The 23620-nt window shown below is 73.6% G+C and carries 17 protein-coding genes and 2 tRNA genes; 10 read left to right on the top strand and 9 right to left on the bottom strand.

The window, feature by feature from the left end; genetic code table 11:
* Positions 1-42: 42 nt before the first annotated feature.
* Together G6R13_RS08450 and G6R13_RS08445 are read right to left on the bottom strand one after the other, a co-directional pair.
* Entirely contained in the window at positions 43-5097 is a 5055-nt protein-coding gene (locus G6R13_RS08450; protein WP_163721412.1) for an ATP-dependent helicase, read from the bottom strand.
* Positions 5094-5552 carry a 23S rRNA (pseudouridine(1915)-N(3))-methyltransferase RlmH gene (locus G6R13_RS08445; RefSeq protein ID WP_174233347.1) on the bottom strand — a complete coding sequence of 153 codons (459 nt, stop codon included), beginning with the start codon at positions 5550-5552 and terminating at the stop codon, positions 5094-5096. Before G6R13_RS08445 ends, G6R13_RS08450 begins: the two co-directional genes overlap by 4 nt.
* 105 nt (positions 5553-5657) lie before the next feature.
* On the opposite strand from G6R13_RS08445, the gene G6R13_RS08440 reads away from it, so the two are divergent.
* A complete protein-coding gene (locus G6R13_RS08440) occupies positions 5658-6746 on the top strand; it encodes an alpha/beta hydrolase (protein WP_036383691.1) in 1089 nt (362 codons plus the stop codon).
* A 66-nt stretch (positions 6747-6812) separates the two neighbouring features.
* Here the strand turns inward: G6R13_RS08440 and G6R13_RS08435 are convergent.
* Positions 6813-6903: transfer RNA gene (locus G6R13_RS08435), tRNA-Ser, on the bottom strand.
* Between the two features lie 74 nt (positions 6904-6977).
* Positions 6978-7484: a nucleoside deaminase gene (locus G6R13_RS08430; protein WP_145032445.1), complete on the bottom strand. Its 507-nt coding sequence runs from the start codon at positions 7482-7484 to the stop codon at positions 6978-6980.
* An 83-nt stretch (positions 7485-7567) separates the two neighbouring features.
* On the opposite strand from G6R13_RS08430, the gene upp reads away from it, so the two are divergent.
* The 3 genes from upp (at position 7568) to G6R13_RS08415 (ending at position 10060) form a co-directional block, all read left to right on the top strand.
* The gene (upp, locus tag G6R13_RS08425; protein WP_010079486.1) at positions 7568-8203 is read left to right on the top strand and encodes a uracil phosphoribosyltransferase; all 636 of its coding nucleotides are present in this window, start codon (positions 7568-7570) and stop codon (positions 8201-8203) included.
* 473 nt (positions 8204-8676) lie between these two features.
* The gene (locus G6R13_RS08420; RefSeq protein ID WP_002854132.1) at positions 8677-9465 is read left to right on the top strand and encodes a winged helix-turn-helix domain-containing protein; all 789 of its coding nucleotides are present in this window, start codon (positions 8677-8679) and stop codon (positions 9463-9465) included.
* Positions 9466-9535: 70 nt separating this feature from the next.
* Positions 9536-10060, top strand: coding sequence for a histidine phosphatase family protein (locus G6R13_RS08415; RefSeq protein WP_049160846.1), 525 nt, complete (start codon positions 9536-9538; stop codon positions 10058-10060).
* An 81-nt stretch (positions 10061-10141) separates the two neighbouring features.
* Here G6R13_RS08415 and G6R13_RS08410 read toward each other — a convergent pair.
* Positions 10142-10215 (bottom strand) — tRNA-Arg (locus G6R13_RS08410).
* A gap of 234 nt (positions 10216-10449) precedes the next feature.
* On the opposite strand from G6R13_RS08410, the gene G6R13_RS08405 reads away from it, so the two are divergent.
* Positions 10450-12294, top strand: coding sequence for a phosphoenolpyruvate carboxykinase (GTP) (locus G6R13_RS08405; RefSeq protein ID WP_163721410.1), 1845 nt, complete (start codon positions 10450-10452; stop codon positions 12292-12294).
* A gap of 68 nt (positions 12295-12362) precedes the next feature.
* Here the strand turns inward: G6R13_RS08405 and G6R13_RS08400 are convergent, their stop codons facing one another.
* Positions 12363-13553: a globin domain-containing protein gene (locus tag G6R13_RS08400; RefSeq protein WP_163721408.1), complete on the bottom strand. Its 1191-nt coding sequence runs from the start codon at positions 13551-13553 to the stop codon at positions 12363-12365.
* Positions 13554-13647: 94 nt separating this feature from the next.
* Positions 13648-14106: an Rrf2 family transcriptional regulator gene (locus tag G6R13_RS08395; RefSeq protein WP_002858036.1), complete on the bottom strand. Its 459-nt coding sequence runs from the start codon at positions 14104-14106 to the stop codon at positions 13648-13650.
* A 71-nt stretch (positions 14107-14177) separates the two neighbouring features.
* On the opposite strand from G6R13_RS08395, the gene G6R13_RS08390 reads away from it, so the two are divergent.
* Positions 14178-16373, top strand: a complete 2196-nt coding sequence (locus G6R13_RS08390) for a RecQ family ATP-dependent DNA helicase (protein ID WP_163721406.1) — start codon at positions 14178-14180, stop codon at positions 16371-16373.
* Between the two features lie 10 nt (positions 16374-16383).
* Here the strand turns inward: G6R13_RS08390 and G6R13_RS08385 are convergent, their stop codons facing one another.
* A complete protein-coding gene (locus G6R13_RS08385) occupies positions 16384-17859 on the bottom strand; it encodes a phosphomannomutase/phosphoglucomutase (protein ID WP_163721405.1) in 1476 nt (491 codons plus the stop codon).
* Positions 17860-18000: 141 nt separating this feature from the next.
* On the opposite strand from G6R13_RS08385, the gene G6R13_RS08380 reads away from it, so the two are divergent.
* The gene (locus G6R13_RS08380; RefSeq protein ID WP_275898400.1) at positions 18001-19152 is read left to right on the top strand and encodes an MFS transporter; all 1152 of its coding nucleotides are present in this window, start codon (positions 18001-18003) and stop codon (positions 19150-19152) included.
* Between the two features lie 45 nt (positions 19153-19197).
* Here G6R13_RS08380 and G6R13_RS08375 read toward each other — a convergent pair whose 3' ends face one another.
* Positions 19198-20553: a hypothetical protein gene (locus G6R13_RS08375; RefSeq protein ID WP_163721402.1), complete on the bottom strand. Its 1356-nt coding sequence runs from the start codon at positions 20551-20553 to the stop codon at positions 19198-19200.
* 196 nt (positions 20554-20749) lie between these two features.
* On the opposite strand from G6R13_RS08375, the gene G6R13_RS08370 reads away from it, so the two are divergent.
* The 3 genes from G6R13_RS08370 to G6R13_RS12450 all read left to right on the top strand — a co-directional run bounded on the left by G6R13_RS08370 (position 20750) and on the right by G6R13_RS12450 (position 23079).
* Complete coding sequence (locus G6R13_RS08370) at positions 20750-21601, top strand: hypothetical protein (RefSeq protein ID WP_163721400.1); 852 nt, start codon at positions 20750-20752, stop codon at positions 21599-21601.
* A 113-nt stretch (positions 21602-21714) separates the two neighbouring features.
* Complete coding sequence (locus G6R13_RS08365) at positions 21715-22722, top strand: IS481 family transposase (RefSeq protein WP_101967259.1); 1008 nt, start codon at positions 21715-21717, stop codon at positions 22720-22722.
* Positions 22723-22950: 228 nt separating this feature from the next.
* A complete protein-coding gene (locus G6R13_RS12450; RefSeq protein ID WP_275898399.1) occupies positions 22951-23079 on the top strand; it encodes a hypothetical protein in 129 nt (42 codons plus the stop codon).
* Positions 23080-23620 lie beyond the last annotated feature (541 nt).

Here is a 23620-nt window from a genome sequence, read left to right as displayed (position 1 = left end):
CAACTCAACCCGCGTTGCGGACGGACAGACGGACACGAGTTCTCAGTTCCGGAACCGGATGCCCGACGGGCTCGAGTAGAACCCCGCGGCCAGCAGCGCCTCGGCCAGCGGCGTGCCGAGCACGGGCCCGCCGTTGACCTTCTCCAGGCTCAGCCGCTCGGTCCGGCCGGTCCGCAGCGCCCACACGAGCGCCTCCGCCGCGGCCCGCAGCTCGCCCGGCTCCTCCGTGAACGCGAGCAGCGTGCGCCCGCCACGCTCCATGTAGAGGGCCAGCCGCCCCGCGATCAGCACGACGACGGCGCCCGCCTTCCGGCCCGGGCGATGGCCCGTGGGCACGACGCCGTCCCGCCCGGCCGGCACGGACGGCCAGTCCAGCGCGGCGCCGTAGGGGTTCGCCGGATCCGTCGCGGCCAGGGCGAGGGCGAGCGGAGCGGCGTCGACGGCGGCGTCCTCCTCGTCCCGCTGGAACCCACGCAGCCGATCCACGACCGCGCCGGTGGAGAACTGCGCGCCGCCCAGCCCGTCGACGAAGTGGCCGCGGCGCACCTGGCCCGCGTCCTCCATCCGGGTGAGCAGCCGGTACTGCCCCGCGAAGCCGCCGGGGACCTCCTCGGCCACCACGGAGCCGCGCGTGATCACGCCGTACCGGTCCAGCAGCAGCTCGGCGGTGGCGTGGGCGCGGATCGTGGGGTCCTGCTCGGCGGCGGGCAGCAGGGACCAGCGGCCGGCCGAGCGGGCCTGCTCGGCGGCCGAGAGCCCGACGGTCCCCGCCGTGAGACCGGCCGAGCCCCGGGCGCCGCCCTCGGGCGAGGCGAGCCCCGCGTACCGGCCACGCCCGCGCACCCCGGCCAGCCGCCCGCCGAGCCCGCGCCCGGCCGCCGCCCCCGCGGCCCCGCCCGTCCGCGCGGTGCGGGCCCGCGGCGTCTGCCGCCCGGTGCGGTGCGCGGTCTTGCCGAGCGAGAGCAGGCCGCGGACGGGGGCGAACGTGTCGTTGCCGACCCGGCCGTCCCACACCAGGCCCCACAGCGCGGCCAGCACCGCGGGTCCGCGGGCCAGGTCGGCCGGGTCGCGGTGCGGGTCGGGGCCGACCGCCCCGCCCGCAGCCCCCGTGCCGCCGTCGCCGGCCGCGGCCTGCACCGCCCGCACCCGCTCCACGAGCTGGGGGAAGAACCAGGCCCCGCCGCCGGCGAGCACCTCGAGCACGGCCGCGCGCAGGGCGGCGTCGGCGGGCGTCTCCTCGGCGGGCTCGGGCAGGCGCAGCGTGAGGTCCACGGCGTCGGCGGGGTGCAGGGCCACCCAGCCGTCGTTGCCGGTGGCCTCCCCGACGCCCGACCACACGTACTCGCCCGTGGCCAGCAGCTCGTCGAGCAGGGCGGGGGCGTAGTCCCGCACACGGGCGGGCAGCACGAGGGACTCCCACGCGCTCGCGGGCAGGGGCGTGCCGGCCAGCTGGTCCAGGACGGTGGCCACCCCGTCCACGCCCTCGAGCGTGGCCGGCGGCCGCCAGGCCCCGTCGCGCCCCGTCCGCGGCCGCAGGTGCTGCCAGTCGGCGAGGAAGCGGGCGTAGGCGGCCTGGTCCACCGGCTCGACCTCGGCGCGCAGCGCGGCGAGGGAGCGCATGCGGATCCGCCGCAGCACCTCGGCGTCGCACCACTCGGCGTCCAGGCCGGTGGCCCCGGGGGTGCCCTCCGGCCGGAACGCGCCCGTGCTCACGCGGCGCTCGGTGGCCAGACGCTGCAGCACCGAGAGCACGACGGCGCCCCCCAGCCCCAGCGCGGCCCCCGCCTCGGCGGCGGTGAAGGGGCCGTGGGTGCGGGCATAGCGGCCCACGAGGTCCCCGAGCGGGTCGTCGACCGGATCGAGGAATGCGGTGGGCACTCCGTGCGGGATCGGCGTGCCGAGCGCGTCCCGCAGGCGGGCGGCGTCCTCGACGGCGGCGAACCGCTCGACCCCGTCCTGGCGCAGGCGGAACGCGCGGCCGGCGCGCTCGAGCTCCGCCAGCATCCCGGCGACGGCGTCCTCGTCCGCGGCCTCCTCCGCCTCCCCCTCGGCCCGTGTGCGCCGCGCGGCCTCCGCCACGGACAGCGGCCCCAGCAGGCGCAGCAGGTCCGCCACGCCCTCGACCCCGCGGGCGCGCCGGTCGGGCGCGAGCCGCTGCAGCTGGGCCTCGACCTCCGCGATGACCTCGGCGTCGAGCAGCTCGCGCAGCTCCTCCGTGCCCAGCAGCTCGGACAGCAGCGCGGGGTCGAGGGAGAGCGCGGCGGCGCGGCGCTCGGCCAGCGGGGAGTCGCCCTCGTAGATGAACTGGGCGATGTAGCCGAACAGGATGGACTGGCTGAACGGCGAGGGTGCCGTCGTCGTGACCTCCACGAGCCGGACGGCCCGTGAGGACACCCGCCCCGCGAGCTCCTTGAGCGCCGGGAGGTCGTAGACGTCCTGGAGCACCTCGCGCACGGTCTCCAGGATCACGGGGAACCGCGGGTGCTTCCGTGCCACGTCCAGCAGCTGCGCGGACCGCTGCCGCTGCTGCCACAGGGGGGTCCGTCGCCCGGGGTCACGGCGCGGCAGCAGCAGGGACCGGGCCGCGTTCTCCCGGAACCGGGCGGCGAACAGCGCGGACCCGCCGACCTCCGCCGTGACGATCTCGTCCAGCTCCTCGGCCGTGAACTCGAACAGCTCCGCGCCCGGCGGCTCCGCGTCCATCAGCGGGATGCGCAGCACGATCCCGTCGTCGGCCGCCATCGCCGCGCCCGAGCCGGTCTCCAGCCCGTACCGCTGCGCCAGCCGCGCCCCCACCGCGAGCGCCCACGGGGCGTGCACCGCCATGCCGTAGGGGGAGTGCAGCACCACGCGCCAGTCGCCGAGCTCGTCCGTGAACCGCTCCACCACGAGCGTCTGCTCGGTGGGCAGCACCCCGGTGGCCTCGCGCTGGTCCTTCAGGTAGGCCAGCAGGTTGTCCTGCGCCCACGGGTCCAGGCCCGCGGCGGCCAGGCGGGTGCGGCCGGCCTCGGGGTCCGCGTCCAGCTCGCGGCGGAAGCGCCCGACGGCGTCGCCCAGCTCCGCCGGCCGGCCCGCGGCGTCGCCCCGCCAGAACGGGAGCTTGCCGGGCTGCCCGTACGCGGGCAGCACCAGGACGCGGTCCGCGGTGATGTCCACGATGCGCCAGCTCGTGGCGCCCAGCAGGATGACGTCCCCCACGCGGGACTCGTAGACCATCTCCTCGTCGAGCTCGCCGACCCGGCGCCCGCCGGAGCGGGCCGAGCCCGCGGACGCGGAGCCCGCCGACTCGGCCGTGTCCCCGGCCGCCGCGCCGCCGGGGGTGCCGTGCGCGCCGCCGTCGGAGGCCAGGAACACCCCGAACAGGCCGCGGTCCGGGATGGTGCCGCCCGAGGTGACCGCGAGGCGCTGGGCGCCGGGGCGGGCGGCGAGCGTGCCGTTCTCCCGGTCCCACAGGATGCGCGGGCGCAGCTCGGCGAACTCGTCCGAGGGGTAGCGGCCGGCCAGCAGGTCGAGCACGGACTCGTAGGCGGAGAACGGCAGCGTGGCGAACGGCGCGGACCGGCGCACGAGGTCGAACCACTCCTGCGCGTCCAGGTCCGCGACGGCGACGGCGGCCACGGTGTGCTGGGCGAGGATGTCCAGCGGGTTGGCGGGGATCCGCAGCGACTCGATGCGCCCGGCCGTCATGCGCTCGGCCACGACGGCGGTGTCCACGAGGTCGCCCCGGTGCTTGGGGAAGAACACGCCGCGGGAGACCTCACCCACCTGGTGGCCGGCGCGGCCCACGCGCTGCAGACCGGAGGCCACCGAGGGCGGCGACTCGACCTGGATCACCTGGTCCACCGCGCCCATGTCGATGCCCAGCTCGAGCGAGCTCGTGGCCACGACGCAGCGGATCTGGCCGGTCTTCAGGGCGTCCTCCACGATGGCGCGCTGCTCCTTGGACACGGAGCCGTGGTGGGCGCGGGCGAAGTCGGAGACGGTGCCCGATCCGGTGCCGGTCTGCCCGGCCACCTGGGCGGGTCCGTGGAAGCCGGTCGGGTCCGGTGTGCGGAAGCCGGGGACGGCGTCCGGGTGCTCGGCCGCGGCGGCCGCCTCGGCGCGGGCCTCCCAGATCTCGTTGAGCCGACCGGTGAGGCGCTCGGCCAGGCGCCGGGAGTTGGCGAACACGAGCGTGGAACGCCGCTCGGCCACCAGGTCCACGATCCGCTCCTCGACGTGCGGCCAGATGGACCCGCCCGTCACCGCGCCCTCGTCGCCGAGCCCGCCCGTCGAGGAGCCGGGCCCCAGGTCGTGGGCTGCGGCGGGGGAGGAGAGGTCCGTCAGGTCCGGCACCGGCACCGTGACCGTCAGGTCCCAGCGCTTGGCCGAGGCGGGCCGCACCACCGTCACCGGCTGCGTGCCGCCGAGGAACCGGGCCACCTCGGCGGCCGGCTCGACCGTGGCGGACAGGCCGATCCGCTGCACCGGCGTGTCCAGCAGGGCGTCCAGGCGCTCGAGGGAGACGGCCAGGTGGGCGCCGCGCTTGGTCCCGGCCACGGCGTGCACCTCGTCCACGATCACCGTGCGGACCCCGGCCAGCGCCGCGCGGGCCTGCGAGGTGAGCATGAGGTACAGCGACTCGGGCGTGGTGATGAGGATGTCCGGCGGATCCTGCTGCAGGCGCCGCCGCTCGGCCGCCGGGGTGTCCCCGGAGCGCACACCCACCCGCACGCGCGGCACGGGCCTGCCCTGGTGTGCGGCGGTCTGTGTGATGCCCACCAGCGGGGCCCGCAGGTTCCGCTCCACGTCCACGCCGAGCGCCTTCAGCGGCGAGACGTAGAGGACGCGGGTGGCCGCCGTCCCCTCGGCGGCGGGCTCGCGCACGAACGAGTCGAGCGCCCAGAGGAAGGAGGAGAGGGTCTTGCCTGAGCCGGTCGGCGCGATCACCAGTGCGTGCCGCCCGGAGGAGATCGCGTCCCACGCGCCGAGCTGGGCCGGCGTCGGGGCCTCGAACGCGCCCGTGAACCAGGCGCGCGTGGGCTCGGTGAACCGGCCCAGGACGACGTCGGCCGCGGGCGTGGCCGTGCCCGCTGCGGTCTCCGCGGGCCCGCTCATGCGTGGTGGTACGGTCGGCCGGCGGAGATCTCCTGGGCGCGGTAGACCTGCTCCGCCAGGATCAGCCGCACGAGCTGGTGCGGGAAGACGAGCGGGGACAGGGACCAGACGCGGTCCGCGCGGGCGTGGACCCGGGCGTCCACCCCGTACGCGCCTCCGATCACCATCGTCACCGGGGCACCGACGTCGAACCGGCCCTGCAGGTGCCGCGCCAGGCCCGGCGAGTCGAACGCCGTCCCCCGCTCGTCCAGCAGGATCAGGTGCTCGTCCGCGCCGACCGCGCCCAGGATCCGGTCCGACTCCTCCGTGCGCGCCGCTTCCTCCTGCCGCGCGGAGTGCGGCAGCAGACGCCACGAGAGGTCGTAGGGCCTCTTGAGACGCCGCTCGTAGCGGTCGATCCCGTCGACGACCCACGCCTCATGCTTCTTGCCGATGGCCAGCACCCGAACAGACATGGCCCCATGATCGCACCGGCCGCGGACACGGTACGGGGGTCGGCCCCCGCCGCTCGGTTACGCTCGCCGGGGCGGGGTGCCTGGCTCCGCACCGGAAGGGGGCCCATGACGTCGACCGCACGGTCCCCGCGGGTGTCCCGCCGCGCCGCGCTCGGCCTCGGGGTCGGCGCCCTCGCGGTGGGCGGGGTGGCCGTCGTCACCGACCTGGCCGGCGCGCCCGCCGGGCCGCTGGGCGCCAACGCGACGGCCCTGTACGGCATGCGCAGCTCCACCGGCCATACGTACGCGGCCCTGCCCGGGCGCGCCGGACGCATCGACGTGTACCGGCCGCCGGGCCAGGGCCCGTTCCCGGTCCTCGTGTGGAACGCGGGCTCCGGCTGGCGCAGCGATCGCGGCTACAGCGACGGTGTCGACGTCGCCCGCGGCCTGGTCCCGCACGGCTACGCCGTCGCCGCGTTCTCGGTGCGCAGCTCCAAGCAGGGCACGTTCCCCGCCCAGGTGGAGGACGCGACGGCGGCGGTCCGCTGGGTGCGGCGCAACGCCCCGGGCCTGCAGCTGGACGCGGGGCGGGTGGCCGTGGCCGGCTCGTCGTCGGGCGGTTGGAACGCCCTCATGGCCGGCCTCACGGGCGGACAGGACCTGGACCGGGAGCAGGTGACGCCGCCCGGCCGGGAGGTGCCCGACGGCGGCCACGCGATCCCGGAGGAGGACCGCGTCCAGGCGATCGTGGACTTCTTCGGCCCCACGGACTTCCTGACGATGAACCGCCAGATGCTCCCGGGCGCGTGCGCGGACTACAACCGCGCGAACCGGCTGAAGCACTGCCACCTCGACGACCGCAGCACCAAGTCGGACATGCTGGGGGTGCCGGTCCTGGCCTCGGGCGGCCTGACCCGGCTGGCCTCCCCGATCGCGCACCTGCGCCCGGACTCGCCGCCCCTGCTGGTCGTCCACGGGCGCAAGGACGTCACGGTGCCGTGGGGGCAGAGCCTCGAGCTGTACCGGGCCGCCGAGGCCGCCGGGCTGCGCACGGCGTTCTACTCGGTGGCCGAGGGCGGCCACGACCTGGGCATGATGACCGCGAAGACCCGCAGCGCGGAGGTGCTCCGCAGCGGTGTGCCGGCCAGCGCCGTGCACGCCACCATCTCGTGGTCCGCGGTGGCCTCGTTCCTGGACGCCGTCCTGCCGCGCTGAGGCGGCGGCCGGACCTGCCCCGGCATGGCGAAAGCCCGGGAGCACGAGGCTCCCGGGCTGCACATCTGGCGGTGACGGTGGGATTTGAACCCACGGTACGGGGTTACCGTACACAGCATTTCGAGTGCTGCACCTTCGGCCGCTCGGACACGTCACCAGACCAGGACACCCTACCCGAGCCGTGGCGGCGCGCCCAAACCGGTCGCCCGCCGTCGTCGGGCACGGGCGCGTTCAGTCGCGCTGTGCCGCGAAGAACCCCCGCAGCAGCGCCGCGCTCTCCTCGGCGCGGACGCCGGCGCGGACCTGCACCCGGTGGTTGAAGCGGGGGTCGCGGACCACATCCAGCACCGAGCCGCACGCGCCCGCCTTCGGGTCCCACGCCCCGAACACGACGCGCGGGATGCGGGCCAGCAGCAGCGCGCCGGCGCACATGGGGCAGGGTTCGAGGGTCACCACGAGGGTGCAGTCCGTCAGGCGCCAGCCGTCGCCTGCCCCGGAGGCGGCCCGCAGCTCCGCCCCGCGGCGCAGCGCGAGGACCTCGGCGTGGGCGGTGGGGTCGTGGTGCTGTTCGCGCTCGTTCCCGACGACGGCCAGGACGGTCCCGTCGCCGGCCACGAGCGCGGCGCCGATCGGCACGTCGCCGGCCGCTCCGGCCGCGCGGGCGGCCCGGAGTGCCAGGCCCATCCACGCGTGCTCCTGCTCGGCCGTGGGCGCGGGGGAGGGGACGGGGGCGGACACGCGGCCAGCCTAGCGGCGGTGTCGGCGCCCCCGCGGGCGCGGGGACGGGCGGAGGGGCGCGCGTGGGCGGTACCGTGGGCGCCATGCGCGTCCACATCGTCGACCACCCGCTCGTGGCCCACAAGCTCAGCGTCCTGCGGGACAAGAAGACCCCGTCCATGATCTTCCGGCAGCTCACGGAGGAGCTCGTGATGCTGCTCGCCTATGAGGCGACGCGCGACGTGGCCATGGAGGAGGTGCGGATCGAGACCCCGGTGACCGAGACCACCGGCTTCCGGCTGGCCCGCCCGCGTCCGTTGGTCGTGCCGATCCTGCGCGCGGGGCTCGGGATGCTGGAGGGGATGACCAAGATGGCGCCGTCCGCCGAGGTCGGGTTCCTCGGCATGGCCCGCAATGAGGAGACGCTGGACATCGTCACCTACGCGGAGCGGCTGCCGGCCGACCTGTCCGGGCGTCACGTGTTCGTCCTGGACCCCATGCTGGCCACGGGCGGCACGCTGATCGAGGCCATCCGCTTCCTCTACCAGCGCGGCGCGGCGCGGGTCACGTGCCTCTGCCTGCTCGGAGCGCCCGAGGGCATCGAGCGGTTGGAGGCGTCGCTGGGCGACGTCGAGGTGGACCTGTACCTGGCCGCCGTCGACGAGCGCCTGGACGAGCGGTCCTACATCGTCCCCGGCCTCGGCGACGCCGGCGACCGCCTCTACGGTCTGGCGGAATGACCTGAACGGACCTCCGCGTCCGCCACGAGACGGCCACGGCCCCCCCCCCACCCGGCGGGGGCCGTGGCCGTCTCGTGGGAGCGTCTCCGGCGGGGACGTCAAGCGGAGCCGCGAATGTGTCGTCCATCTAGTGGACGTCGAGGCCCGCTGTGACCCGTCATCACGGCGTCACATGGCAAACCTGGAAGTCGCCTGCATAAATATTCCGCATACGCACTGGTCCTGTGGCACACCCTGCCCTGTCGAACAATGAAAGAGTTATGCGGGCGAGCCGAGCGGCCGCGCAACGCTATTCCGATCCGCGAATAGTGATGTTGAGCACATTCAGGACTCGTTCTCTCAAATAGTGAGACAAAACCGCGAACGTTACTTGCCAGTCCCCTCGGTGACGTCACATTCTTGTCATGTGACGCCTCGTCCGCCGCACCGACCGAGCGGTGGAGGGGCCATGAGCCGAAAGAGGAGTGGTGGCCATGGGTCAGTCCGCCGGATACGTGCACATCTCCGTCCGCAATGCGCAGCGCCGGGCCGACGGCATGTCCCGCCGAGGCCAGGCCCGTGCAGGCCTGCGCCTGGCCGGTGGCACCGACGCCCCCGACTCCCAGACGGCGCCGACGCCGGTCCTGGCGCCGAACGGCATTCCGGGCCCCCAGGCGGTGGCCCGGGAGAACGAGGCGCGTGGGTTCGTCATCTACGTGGGCATGGACGAGCTGGCCGCCTCGGCCGCCGGCACCTCCCTCACGCGGCTGGCCAACGAGCTGCGCCACTACGTGGAGTCCCTCGTCCCCGGCGCGGAGTCGCACGCCGCCGTCGCCCTGGCCCCCGCCGGCGCGGAGGGCCGCGACCTCGAGGTCGTGCGCCAGGTGCTCGGCGATCCGACCGTGCAGGGCAGCACCCGTCCCGACCTGGCACAGGCGCCGGCCCCCGTGTCCACGCGCCAGCCCGGTGTGCTGATCGACCTCTCCCGGCGCGAGGTGCAGCTGGACGGCGAGTCGCTGAACCTCACCTTCAAGGAGTTCGAGCTCCTGAACTACCTCGTGGAGAACGGCGAGCGCACCGTCGGCCGCGAGGAGTTGCTCGACGCCCTGTGGCGCAACGCCGACGAGGTGCCCAACGAACGCACCATCGACGTGCACATCCGCCGACTGCGCGCCAAGCTCGGGCGTCTCGCGAACACCGTGCGCACCGTGCGCGGCCAGGGCTACCGCTTCTACCGCCACCCCGAGGTGGTCGTGTGGGCGGCACCGGAGTACAGCATCTGACCCGCGCCCGCCCGTGTCCGACGACGGCCCCCGCTCACCCGAGCGGGGGCCGTCGCCGTAGCCTGGCCGCATGAGCACCGCCGACGCGAAGACCCTGATCGTCCTCCGGCACGCCAAGGCCGGCTGGCCCGACGCGGCCGACGACCACGCCCGCCCGCTCGCCGAGCGGGGCCACGCCCAGGCGCCCGCCGCCGGCGACTGGCTCCGCGAGCACGACCTGGTCCCGGACGCCGTCGTGTGCTCCGATGCGCTGCGCACCCGTCAGACGTGCGTGTGGGTGTGCGAGCGCCTGGGCGAGCTGGCACCCACGCCCTACCTGGACCCGCGGCTGTACGGCGCCGACGCGGCGCGGGCCCTGGCCGTCGTCAACGAGACGGAGGAGGCCACGCGACGGCTGCTGGTGGTGGGCCACATGCCGTGGGTGCAGGAGCTGGGCATGCGGCTGATGAGCCTGGACTCGGACCAGGACGCGGCGCTGCGCATGAGCGAGCACTACCCGACGCTCGGGATGCAGGTGTTCCGGGTGGAGAAGCCGTGGGCCGAGCTCGACGGCCGCGACGCCGCCCTGACGCACTTCGTGGTGCCGGGGCGCTGACCTCCGCGGCAGGGCGCATGGCGGAGGAGCGCGCCGACATGACGAAGGCCCCGCTCCTGCAGGAGCGGGGCCTTCCGATCGTGCGCCCAAAGGGATTCGAACCCCTGACCTTCTGTTCCGTAGACAGACGCTCTATCCAGCTGAGCTATGGGCGCATCATCCGATCCGCCGGAGTGGCTCGAACTCGTAGAACACTACAGGACCTCGCTGACGAAGTGCAAATCGGCGGTCTGCGGCGGGGGTGTGGCGGAGGCGCGGTCATGATAGCCGCGCTCGGGTAGCATGGCAGGACCGTGCGGCCACAACGATGTGGTGCGCGCTTCGGCGGTGCACGCATCGGAGTGGACGGGACGGAACGGCCCCGGACCCCAATGGGAGGACTCTCGACCATGGCTGACAACGCCACCACCTCGTTCGCGGATCGCGCCCTGGCGGACGCGCCCACGGACTACGCCCAGCTGCGCGAGTGGGTCGCCCAGATCGCAGAGCTGACGCAGCCGGACTCCGTTCAGTGGGTCGACGGCTCCGAGGAGGAGCGCGACCGCCTCGCGGACGAGCTCGTGGCGGCGGGCACCCTGACCCGCCTGGCCGAGGACAAGTTCCCCCACTCCTTCGCCGCGTTCTCCGATCCCGCCGACGTCGCCCGCGTGGAGGACCGCACCTTCATCTGCTCCGAGAAGGAGGAGGACGCCGGCTTCACCAACAACTGGATGGACCCGGCGAAGATGCACGGCATCCTCGACGACGCGTTCACCGGCGCCATGCGCGGCCGCACCATGTACGTGATCCCGTTCGTGATGGGCCACCTCGACGCCGAGGACCCGAAGTACGGCGTGGAGATCACCGACTCCGCCTACGTGGTCCTGTCGATGCGCATCATGGCCCGCATCGGCCAGGACGTGCTGGACAAGATGTCCCGCGAGCAGGCCTTCTACGTGCCGGCCGTGCACTCCGTGGGCGCCCCGCTGGAGCCGGGCCAGGAGGACGTGCCGTGGCCGTGCAACGAGACCAAGTGGATCGTGCACTTCCCCGAGGAGCGCTCCATCTGGTCCTTCGGCTCCGGCTACGGCGGCAACGCCCTGCTCGGCAAGAAGTGCTACGCGCTGCGCATCGCCTCCGTGATGGCCCGGGACGAGGCCTGGCTCGCCGAGCACATGCTGATCCTCAAGCTGACCAACCCCGAGGGCCGGTCCTACCACATCACCGGCGCCTTCCCGTCGGCCTGCGGGAAGACCAACCTCGCCCTCATCGACCCCACGATCGAGGGCTGGAAGGCCGAGACCCTGGGCGACGACATCACCTGGATCCGCGCCGGCAAGGACGGCGAGTTCCGCGTGATCAACCCGGAGACCGGCTACTTCGGCGTCGCCCCCGGCACCGGGTGGTCCACCAACCCGAACGCCATGCGCGCGATCTCCAAGGGCAACTCCATCTTCACCAACGTCGCCCTCACCGACGACGGCGGCGTGTGGTGGGAGGGCATGACGGACGAGGTCCCCGAGCACCTCACCGACTGGCGCGGCAACGACTGGACGCCCGAGTCCGGCACCCCGGCCGCCCACCCGAACTCCCGGTTCTGCACGCCCATCGAGCAGACGGACATGCTGGCCGACGAGTACCGCGACCCGCGGGGCGTGAAGCTGGACGCCATCCTGTTCGGCGGCCGCCGCAAGACCACCGTTCCGCTGGTGACCGAGGCCTTCGACTGGGAGGACGGCATCCTCAAGGGCGCCACCCTCTCCTCGGAGACCACCGCGGCCGCCGCCGGTGCCGTGGGCGTCGTGCGTCGCGACCCGATGGCCATGCTGCCGTTCCTCGGCTACGACGCCGGCGACTACCTGGCCCACTGGGTCAGGGAGTCCGGCAAGGCCGATCCGGAGAAGCTGCCGCGCATCTACCTGGTCAACTGGTTCCGCCGCAACCGCGACGGCGGCTTCGCCTGGCCCGGCTTCGGCGAGAACTCGCGCGTCCTGAAGTGGGTCGTGGAGCGCCTCGAGGGCAAGGCCGAGGCCGAGGAGACCCCGATCGGTCTCGTGCCGGCCGCGGGCTCGCTCGACCTGTCCGGCATCGAGGTGTCGGCCGAGGACCTCGAGGACGCCCTCAAGGTCGACGCCGCGGAGTGGGCCGAGGAGAACGAGCTCATCGAGCAGTGGCTCGGCCGGTTCGGCGAGTCGCTGCCCGCCGTCGTGCGCGAGCGCTTCGAGGCGCAGAAGGCCCGGTTCGCCCAGGCCTGAGCCCCGCCGCACGCGGAACGGCCCGCACCCCGTGAGGGGTGCGGGCCGTTCCGCGTTCCGGGGCCGGATCAGGCGGCGAGCCAGAGGTCCGGGCCGAAGATCTCGTAGCGGATGGACGTCGCGGGCACGCCGGCGTCGATCAGCTTCGAGCGGGTGGACTGCATGAACGCGAGCGGGCCGCACAGGATGTAGTGCCCGTCGCGGGGCAGTTCGACGTCGTCGAAGTGCATCACACCCTCGACGGTCGTGACGCCCTCGGGGTCCTGTTCGGGCCGCACCCCGAGGAAGAGGCGGGCGTTACCGTGCGGCAGCGCCGCCAGGGACTCCGTCACCTGTTCGCGCAGGGCCACCGCCTCCCAGGACGCGTCGCCGTGGAAGAAGAGGACCTGGCGGTCCGAGCCCTGCTGGGCGAGGGTGTCCAGGATCGCCGCGGCCGGGGTGATGCCGATGCCGGCGGTCGCCAGGACCAGGGGAGCGGTGGAGTCCTCGTCCTCGAGGGTGATGTCGCCGTAGGGGTTGGACAGCTCGATGACGTCGCCGACCTCCACGCTCTGGATGAGCGTGGGCGAGACCTCGCCGCCCTCGTCCAGCTTCACGGTGATGACGCGCTCGGTGGCGGACCCGGCCTTCTCGGAGAGGGAGTACTGGCGGCACTGGCGCAGGCCGTCCTCGACCTTCAGTCGTACGGACACGTAGCCGCCGGCCTTGCCGCGGGTCTGCGGGGTGTCGTCGGCCGGCTCGAAGCGGAAGGTGACGGCCGCGTTGCCGGTGGGCTCCTTCGCGACGACCTTCCAGTCCGTCCACATCCTGTCGTTGGCCTGCTGGGCGTAGAGGCCCTTCTCGATCTTGATGAGGGCGTCGGCCATGAGCCAGTAGACCTCGGTCCAGGCGTCGGCCACCGCGGGGGTGACGGCGTCGCCGAGCACCTCGCCGATGGCCCAGAAGAGGTTCTCGTAGACGATCGGGTACTGCTCCTCGACGATGCCGAGGGCGGTGTGCTTGTGGGCGATGCGGGACAGGACGGCCTCGGGCAGGGTGCCCGGGTTCTCGAGCAGGTGCACCGCGAACTTCACGATGGATCCGGCGAGGGCCTGGGCTTGCTCGCCGTTGCGCTGGTTGGCGCGGGAGAAGACGCCGTCGAGGAGCTCGGGGTGGGCCTCGAACATGTGGGCGTAGAACAGGGGCGTGATCTCCGGCATGTGCTCGGCGACGACGGCGGCGGTGGCCTCGATGACGGGGCGGGACTTCTCGGACAGCACGGGGGTCTCCGTCTCCTCGGTGGGGAATCTTGCGCTGATTTTGCCAGATTACACCCGGCCGTCGCCGTCGGGAACTCGCCCCCGGCCCGTTCCGTCAGTGCGCCACGGGGATCTCCGGCAGGCCCAGCAGCACGGGCCCGCCGACAGGCCCAGCGCTCACCAGATCCCGGATCCGCACGGTGTCGAGCTCGGCGAGGAAGGCCTCGCGTGCGCGGTGCAGGGCGCCGCGCAGGCGGCAGTCGCCGGCGTAGGGGCACGCCACCCCGGAGTCGCGCCCGGCGCAGTCGATCACCTCGTCGCGGCTGCTCAGCGAGCGCACGAGCTCGCCCACACGCTGGTCCAGACCGGCCGCGGCGATCATGGCCCCGCCGTGCCGACCGCGCAGCACCTCGATGGTCCCGCGGCGGCGCAGCTCGGCGACCGCCTTGATCACGTGGTTGTAGGGCACCTGGATCCGGTCCGCGATCTGCTGGCTGGTGAGCCGTTCCCCCTCGGCGGCCGCGAGCGTCATCAGCACACGCAGGCAGACGTCGGTGTAGGCGCTCAGCTTCATTCCTCCATCATCCCACCGGTGCACGGCGCCGCCGCGCCTGCGGTGTCCGGGCCGGTTGGCATACTGACGCCATGGACGCCACCTCGCACCCCGACGCCGGCCCCCGCCTCCCCGAGACCTCCGCACCGGGGGGCGACGCCGCGCTGCACGAGGAGGCCCTGGCCGTCCTGCGTCGGCTCGTGGACCGGCCGGACGCGCGATTCAAGGACGGGCAGTTCGAGGCGATCGAGGCGCTCGTGGCCCACCGCCGCCGCGCCCTGGTGGTGGAGCGCACCGGCTGGGGCAAGTCCGCCGTGTACTTCGTGGCCTCCCTGCTGCTGCGCGCCCGCGGCGCGGGGCCCACGCTGATCGTCTCCCCGCTGCTCGCGCTCATGCGGGACCAGGTCGCGGCCGCGGCCCGGGCGGGCGTGCGCGCGGTGTCCGTGAGCTCGGCGAACGCCACGGAGTGGGACGAGGTCCGGGCCCGGCTCGCGGCGGACGAGGTGGACGTGCTGCTGATCTCGCCCGAGCGCCTCACGAACCCCCGGTTCCGGGACGAGCAGCTGCCGGACCTCGTGGCGCGCATGGGCCTGCTCGTGGTGGACGAGGCCCACTGCATCTCCGACTGGGGCCACGACTTCCGGCCGGACTACCGCCGCATCCGGGACCTGATCGGGCTGCTTCCCGCCGAGGGGCCGCGCGCGGTGCCCGTGCTGGCCACCACCGCCACGGCCAACGCCCGTGTGGTGGCGGATGTGGTGGAGCAGCTCGGCGTCGCCTCCGAGCAGGATGTGTTCGTGCTCCGCGGCCCCCTGGCCCGCGCCTCGCTGCGCCTGGGCGTGCTGCGCCTGCCCAGCCCGGCCGCGCGCCTGGCCTGGCTCCTCGACCACCTCGGGGACCTGCCGGGCTCCGGGATCGTCTACGCCCTCACCGTCTCCGCCGCCGAGGACACGGCGCGCGCCCTGCGCGAGGCGGGGCACGAGGTGGTCGCCTACACGGGCCGCACGGACCCGGAGCGGCGCGCCGAGATCGAGGAGGACCTCAAGGCCAACCGGGTGAAGGCCGTCGTGGCCACCTCGGCGCTCGGCATGGGCTTCGACAAGCCGGACCTGACGTTCGTGGTGCACTTCGGCGCGCCGGGCTCACCCGTGGCGTACTACCAGCAGGTCGGCCGCGCCGGCCGCGGGACGGACCACGCGGACGTGCTCCTGCTGCCCGGGCCCGAGGACCGTCGCATCTGGGAGTACTTCGCCACCGCCTCCATGCCGGACGAGGAGCAGGCGCGCGCCGTGCTGGGGGCGCTCGCGGACCACGGCGGGGCCCTCTCCGTGGCGGCGCTCGAGCCGGCCGTGCGGATCAAGCGCACCACCCTGGAGCTGCTGCTCAAGGTCCTCGCCGTGGACGGGGCGGTCGAGCGGGTGGGCGGCGGCTGGCGCGCCACCGGGCGGGAGTGGACGTACGACGCCGAGCGGTACGCCCGCGTGGCCGAGGCGCGCCGGGCCGAGGAGCGGCTCATGCTCGACTACCAGACCACGGACCGGTGCCGCATGGAGTTCCTGGCCCGCACCCTGGACGACCCCACCGCCGCGCCGTGCGGCCGCTGCGACGTCTGCGCCGGCCCCTGGTACCCGACGGGGTCGGACGGGGCGGCGCGGGAGCGCGCGGAGGCCGCCCTGCGCCGCACCGGTGTGCCGATCGAGCCCCGTCGCATGTGGCCCTCGGGCATGGACCGGTTGGGCGTGCCCGTCAAGGGGCGCATCGCGCCCGAGTCACAGGCCGAGGAGGGTCGCGCGCTCGCCCGCCTGACGGACCTCGGGTGGGGCACCGTCCTGCGGGACCTGCTGGACCGGGAGGACGCCCCGGTGCCGGAGGAGGTCCTGCGGGGCGCCGTCGACGTCCTGGCCGGCTGGGGGTGGCGGACGCGGCCGATCGCCGTCGTCGCGATGCCCTCGCGCACCCGCCCGCAGCTGGTGGGGTCGTTCGCCGAGGGGATCGCCCGGATCGGCCGGCTGCCGTTCCTCGGCTCGCTCGAGCACGCGCGCGGCGGCCCCACGGCCGGGCCGGGCGGCAACAGCGCCTACCGGCTCGGGTCCGTGTACGGCCGGTTCGCCGTCCCCGAGGCGATGGCGCAGATGCTGCGCACCGCCCCGGACGCCGGCCGCCACGGCCCCGTGCTGCTGGTCGACGACCTCGTCGACTCGCGGTGGTCGCTCGCCGAGGCTGCGCGGGTGCTGCGCGAGGCCGGCGCGCAGGGGGTGCTGCCGCTCGTCCTCGCCCAGACCGGATGAGCCGCCGAGGTCAGCGCTCCGCGCGGACGATCGCCAGCACGGCGTCGCGGAGCGCCTCCATGGTGGCGGCCGTGCGGGCCTCGCCGTTGTAGCGCAGGAACGGCTCCGTGTTGGACGGGCGGAGGTTGAACCACCACGTGCCGTCCTGGGCGGCGATCGTGGTGCCGTCCATGCGGGTCACCGTGGTGGCCACCCCGGCGAAGTCCTCGTGCACGGCCCGGCCCTCGCCGACGCCCTCGCCCACGGCGGGGGCGAACTGCGCCACCACCGCGGCCACGGCGGCGTCCTTGTCCTCGACCTGCGAGTTGATCTCGCCGGAGGCCACGTACGGCTCGTACTCCTCGGCCAGCTCGGACAGCGGCTGCTCCTGGCCGCCCAGGGCTGCCAGCACGTGCATGGCCGCGAGCATGCCGGTGTCCGCGTTGAAGAAGTCGCGGAAGTAGTAGTGCGCGGAGTGCTCGCCGCCGAACACGGCGGACTCGGCGGCCATGACCGCCTTGATGAAGGAGTGGCCCACACGGGTCTCCACGGCCCGGCCCCCGTCGGCCGCCACGAGCTCGGGGACGGCGCGGGAGGTGATCAGGTTGTGGATGACCACGGGGGTCTGCTCGCCGTCGGCCTGCGCACGGGCGATCTCGCGGCGGGCCACGAGGGCGGTGATCGCGGAGGGGGAGACCGGGGCGCCCTGCTCGTCGATCACGAAGCAGCGGTCGGCGTCGCCGTCGAAGGCCAGGCCGATGTCCGCGCCGTGCTCCACGACGGCGGCCTGCAGGTCCCGGAGGTTCTCCGGCTCCAGCGGATTGGCCGGGTGGTTCGGGAAGGTGCCGTCCAGCTCGAAGTAGAGCGGCTCGATCTCCAGCGGCAGGGCGGCCAGCTCGGCGTCGCCGAGGACGGCCGGGGTGGTCTTGCCCGCCATGCCGTTGCCCGCGTCCACCACGACCTTCAGGCGGCGCACCCCCGTCAGGTCCACGAGCGAGCGCAGGTACGCGGCGTAGCCGGGGAGGATGTCCTCCTCCGTCACGGTGCCGGTGGTCTCGGCCGCGGGGATCTCACCGGCGTCGAGGTACGCCTGGGCCGCGTCGCGGATCTCGAACAGCCCGGTGTCCGAGGAGACCGGCACGGCGCCGGCCTGGGCCATCTTCATGCCGTTGTACTCGGCCGGGTTGTGCGAGGCGGTGAACACCACGCCCGCGGCCTGCTTCACGCCCGCCGCGTAGTAGAGCATGTCCGTGGAGATCAGCCCCAGGGTGACGACGTCGGCGCCGCGGCGCGTGGCACCCTCGGCGAAGGCCGTCATGAACGCGGGCGAGGAGGGGCGCATGTCCCCGCCGACCAGCACGGTCTGACCGGCCAGGCCCAGCACGTCCACGAAGGCCGCGCCCACCGCGCGGACGCTCTCCGCCGTGATGGATTCGCCCACGATGCCGCGGACGTCGTACGCCTTGAAGGAGTCGTGCAGGTCGAGGGAGGGGGTCGAGGTAGTCACCCGACCGATCGTAGTGGACAGCCTGGATACAGTGAGGGCGTGCCCCCGACCACTCCGCCCCCGAGCGCGGGGCCCCCGGCCGTCCCGTCGTCGGGACCCGCGCCGGCCGCTCCCGGGGAGCCCGCGTACCGCAGGCTGCTGATCGGGCTGTTCCTGGCGGGGGTGGCCACGTTCGCCCAGCTCTACTCCCCGCAGGGCCTGCTGCCGCTCGTCAGCGACGACCTGGGCGTCCCCGCGGACCGTGCCGCCCTGCTCGTCTCCGCCAGCACACTCGGCCTCGCCGTGTCGGTGGTGCCGTGGTCCGTGGCCGGGGACCGGTGGGGCCGCCGACGCGCCATGGTGGTCTCGATGGTCTCCGCCAGTGTGTGCGCGCTCACGGGCGTCCTCGCACCCACGTTCGAGGCCATGCTGGGCCTGCGCCTGCTCGAGGGCATGGCGCATGGGGGCGTCGCGGGACTCGCCGTGGCGCTGCTGGCGGAGGAGGTGGTCCCGCACGCGGTCGCGGCTGCCGCCGGCACCTACATCGCCGGCACCACCCTCGGCGGGCTCTCCGGCCGGCTCCTCGCCCTGCCCGTCGCGGAGGCGTCCTCGTGGCGCGGCGGGATGCTGACCGTCACCGTGGTCGGGGTGCTGTGCACGGTCGGCTTCCTGGCGATCACGCCGCGCGCCCGGCGTTTCACGCCGTCGCCCACCTCCCCGGCGACGCTCGTGCGCATCGTGCGCGGTCACCTGCGCTCGCCGGAGCTCGTCGCCGTCTACCTGCAGGGGGCGCTGCTGATGGGCGGGTTCGTGGCGCTGTACAACTTCGTGGGGTACCGCCTGCTCGACCCGCCGTTCTCCTGGACGCCGACGGCGGCCGGCCTCGTCTTCCTCGCCTATCTCGCGGGCACGTGGTCGTCGCCGCGCGCGGGTCGGCTGGCCGCGCGGGTGGGACGGCTGCCCGTCCTGGCCGGCGCGACGGCGGCCATGGCGGCGGGCGTCGCCCTCACGTCGGTGCCGCATCCGGCGGTGCTGGTGCCCGCCCTCGTGCTCGTGACGGGCGCGTTCTTCGCCGCCCACGCCGTCGCCTCCGCGTGGTCCGGGACGGCCGCCCCCACGGGCCGCGCCCAGTCGACCTCCCTGTACAACTTCGCGTACTACGCCGGCTCGAGTCTCTTCGGCTGGCTGGGCGGCGTGTTCCACGAGTCCCACGGGTGGCCGGGGACGGTGCTGATGGTCCTGGCCCTGGTGCTGACCGCCCTGGCGAGCGCCGTCGTCGTGCTGCGCGGACGCGAGACGGCCCCGGCGCGCTGAGCCGGGGCCGTCATGGGGGCGGGTGTCAGCGGGCCGACCCGCGGGTCACCAGCCGAGGGCCTCGGCATCCGTGCCGGTGGCGGACCGGGCCTGGTCGCGCCAGGCGGCGAGGACCTCCGGGTCCTGCAGCTCGAGCCACGCGATCATCTGCTGGTAGGTCACGCAGTAGGTGTCCTCCTCGACGCAGACCTCGCGCATGACCTTCTCCACAGCCGGGTTGAACGCGTTGAGACCCCAGTCGTTGAAGTGGTTGCCGAAGACCAGCGGGGCGCGGTTGCCCGCGAACGCCGAGTCGTACATGTAGCGGTAGGTGCGGTACTGGAAGTCGGTGAGTCGGGCGACGTCCTCCGGGATGTCCTTGCCGCCGTTGCCGGAGATCCAGAAGTTGTAGTCCATCGCCATCACGAACGGGCTGGCCGCGTCCTTCTCGGCGAGCACGGGGGACCAGGTCATCGGCATCTCGAACTCCCAGATCCCGTCCTCCTGGTAGGGCCAGGCGACGCCGGAGGCGGCCGCGGCACGCGACGTGTCGTACTCGAGTCCGTTGTCCTTCCACATCGGGACGAGCTGGTCCCACTCCCCGTCGAGGCAGGGCAGACGTCCGCCCTTGACGTCGTCGGGGGTGACCTCCAGCGCCGGCAGGGAGCTGCCCGGGTTGTAGGCGCCGGGGTCGGAGAGGATGTCCGTGAACGAGCCGTACTCCTGCTTCCATTCGGCCGTGGACCACTGGTCTGCGCCGTACCTCGTGGGCGCGCACAGGTGACCCGCGTAGTGGGTGCCGATCTCGTGGCCGGCGGCGTGTGCCGTGTTGATGTTCTCGATGCGCTGCGCCACCTCGGCCTCGTCGCCGCCGAACTCCGTGCCCACGTAGCCGGGCTCGTTGCCGGGCGCCGTGTAGTTCTCCCGGTTGGCGGTCTCGATGAGGTTGATCGCGGACTGGAACACCGTGAACTTCGCGTCGGAGTCCGCGGCCGCGTCCAGGAAGGTCTTCCAGCGCGCATCCTGACGGCCGCCGTCGAAGGAGAAGAGGACGAACTGCGGCGGGCGCTCCTCCGCCGTGAAGGCCCGCATCGGCACGCCCTCATGGGAGCGGGCGGCCAGGGGGAGCGCGGGGTCCGCGGCGGCCGACGGTGAGCCCTCGCCGGACGACTCCGCAGCCGGCGAGGAGGCCGCATCCGAGGACCGTCCCTGCGACAACGAGGCGGTCGAGCCGTCCGCAGATGCGGGCGACGAGGCGGCAGCGTCCGTGGAGCCCGAGGACCCGGCCGCCGTCCCCTCGTCCCCCTGCGGGGCGGCGCGGCCGGCCAGCACGAGGGCGAGCGCCACCGACGTCCCCCACCAGCGGCGTCGCCGGGGCGAGGGGGTGTCGACGGTGCGGGCGGACGGGCGGGGGAAGGACATGCGGTCTCCTGGCTCGGTCGAGTGGCGGGCGGAGTGTCTCCTCCATGGCCGCCGTGGCCAGACACGGAGGACTCCACGTTCCACCGTAGGGGAGGCCCCTCGGTGGCTCTGGAGCCCTGGCAGAACTGTGACCAGGTTGTGATGTGGCGCCGCGGCTGCCGGCATGGCCCTTGTGGGCCACACCTAGACTGGTGGCATGGAATATCTCGTCCCTGTCCTCGCGGTGGTCGTCATCGGCGCCCTCGCGTTCGCCGCCGCCCGGTGGATGTCGGCCGGTCGAGCGCGTCAGGCGGCGGACCAGCGCACGTCGTCCGGTCGCGGGCTGGACATCGGACCGGAGCGGGCGCGTCTGGCGGCGGGGCTGCTGGACGAGGACGCCCATCGGCGCGTGTACGGGCACATCGCCCAGAGCCGCGTGATGGAGGCCGTGCGCGACTACCGCGCCCACACGGGACGCGGCCTGAAGGACGCCGTCATGGACGTGCAGTCCCTCGCCGTGCATCCGCAGGTCTACTCCGAGCCGGTGCAGGAACCGGACGCCACGTCCGCCGGAGTCGCGGGGCCCGTTCCCGGCGGCCATGGGGAGCCCCATCGGGACGACGCGGCCCCGGCCGACACCCCCGGGCCGAAGCGGCCCGGACAGGATTCGAGCGGGCGGGGGGAGCCGGACGCCCAGACGCCCGATCGCGAGACCTCTGACGCCGTGGCCGAGGACGACGCCCGGCAGGACAGCGACCACGCCTCGGCCGCGCCGCGTCCGACGGCGCCGTCCGCCGACGAGTTGACGACCCTGACCGTCCCGGCCGAGTGGACCGCCGCCCCCGCTGAGGAGGAGCTCCCCTTCGAGGTCGAGGTGATGCGGGGGACGGAGTCCGTCCGGCTCTCCTCGCGGGACCTGCCGCCGTGGCTGCGCGACCAGCTCGCCGCCATGGTGCGGGACGGCAACCTCGAGTCCGCCGCCGTCCAGCTGTCCAGCCACTCGGAGCTCTCCGTGCCGGAGGCGTACGAGCTGCTGCGCCGCATGCGCGAGCGTCGCGGGGAGGGCTAGTTGTTGCGGGTCATGAGGTTCTTGGCACGAGGGCCGGACTGAGATGAGACGAGTGGGCCTCTCCCGCAGGATGGAAGTTCCTACACCACCCATCCGCGCAAAGAGACCCACTCATGACTCACGCTAATGCACCCCTGACTCCCACCGGCCGTCTCAGGATGGTCCACCGCCACCTGCACGACGGCATCCCGCAAGCCCATGTCGCCGCCGAGTTCCGGGTGAGCCGGCCCACGGTGGCCACCTGGGTGGCCCGCTACCGCGCCCAGGGAGAAGCCGGCCTTCAGGACCTGCCCAGCCGGCCGCACCGTTCACCTGCCCAGCTCGATCCCGAGGTGGTGGCTCAGATCCAGACCCTGCGTCGCAGGGAGAAGTGGTCGGCCCGCCGGATCCATCACCACCTCGTCTCCGAGGGCCACCGGGTGTGTCTTCGTACCGTGGGACGGTGGCTGCACCGGGCCGGGCTCTCCCGGTTACGGGACCTGACCCCGGCCGGGGAAGACCTGCGCCAACGACCCCAGAAGATCACCGCGAGAGGGCCGGGGCACATGGTGCACCTGGATGTGAAGAAGATCGGGAAGATCCCAGACGGGGGCGGCTGGCGCACCCACGGACGTGAAAGTGAAGCAGGCCGTGCTTCCAAGCGTGGTGCCGGCCGGCGGGTCGGGTACACCTACCTGCACTCGGCGATCGACGGGTACACCCGCCTGGCGTACACCGAAGCGTTGGAGGATGAGAAGGCGGTGACCACGATCGGGTTCTTCTGCCGGGCGAGGGCGTTCTTCGCCGCCCACGGCATCACCGTGGACCGGGTGGTCACGGACAACGGGAACAACTACCGGGCCGTGGACTTCACCGCCAAGGTGGTCTCGCTCGGGGGCCGGCACCACCGGATCCGCCCCTACACCCCGCGCCATAACGGGAAGGTCGAACGGTACAACCGGCTGATGGTCGATGAGGTCCTCTACGCCCGCCCGTATACCTCAGAGACAGCTCGGCGTGAGGCGCTGGCCGTGTGGGTGAACCACTACAACTACCATCGGCCTCATACCTCCTGCGGGGACGCCCCTCCGGCCTCGTTGGCCCCGGCCCGAGTCAACAACGTCATGCCCTCTTACAACTAGTCACCAGCCGGTCGGTATGTCAGGTCCCCGCGTACAGACGCGAAGAGGGCCGGAATCGCGTGGATTCCGGCCCTCTCTGGCGGAGACGGGGGGAATATCCTCCGACCCGCATGATCTAGCGGATTTTGGAGGGGTCGGCGCACGGCCTGACTACTTGGTGACAGAAAGGCCCCGGCGCGGCTGCAACCGCCCGGGGCATGGACACCACGTAAGCAAGGACGTGACGCCGTGAACCAGCGTACCCGCACCCTCCCCCAGCTTCTCCAGCCCGTCGCCCGCGCCGCCACATCGGTGGCGCTCACGGTGGCGGGCTTTGTCGTGCTGTCTCTGCCGTCCCTCTGGACCGGCCCCATGTGATCCACCGGCCCCCGCACGCGGGGCCGCGTCCTGTCCACCATCCCCGCGACGGTGGGCGGCACGAGGTCACAGCGTGAACCTCCAGCGTCTACAGCCCTCTGTGCTGCCAATCATGAGGGCGCGGTGACACCCCTCCCGAATCGTCCGAACCGCCGGGCGAGGGACCGCCAGTCGACGGCGCATCCCAGGGCCATAGCAACAGACGCCCCGAAACACGGGGGGTCCAGTTGTCGTGGGCAAATGTCGCAGAGCTGGGGCGGAGGGCGGCGGGTCGACTGGAGTGAGGGACCGGGATACCTGGGCCCGCAGGGCTCCGCTTCTGCCTTGAAGGTGAGTGCGTACCCCGTCCAGCCCTGGAAGTAGACCACCACCCCCGGAAACACGAAAAGGCTCCGACCATCCCGCACGGGACGGCCGGAGCCATTGTTTCTGTTCACGCTGTGGACAACTCACGCCCACGCCGTCAGGCTGCGCTAGGTTGTCCTCAGCGCCGCCCGCCGCATTCCCCCTCCGCTGGCCCGGCGGCGTTAGGTGCCCCCGG

The sequence above is a fragment of the Micrococcus sp. Alg238-R198 genome, from assembly GCF_900537135.1.
In the GTDB taxonomy this organism is placed as follows: Bacteria; Actinomycetota; Actinomycetes; order Actinomycetales; family Micrococcaceae; genus Micrococcus; species Micrococcus luteus.
Note: the sequence above shows the minus strand (reverse complement) of the source record. Positions and strands in the feature narration are given on the sequence as shown.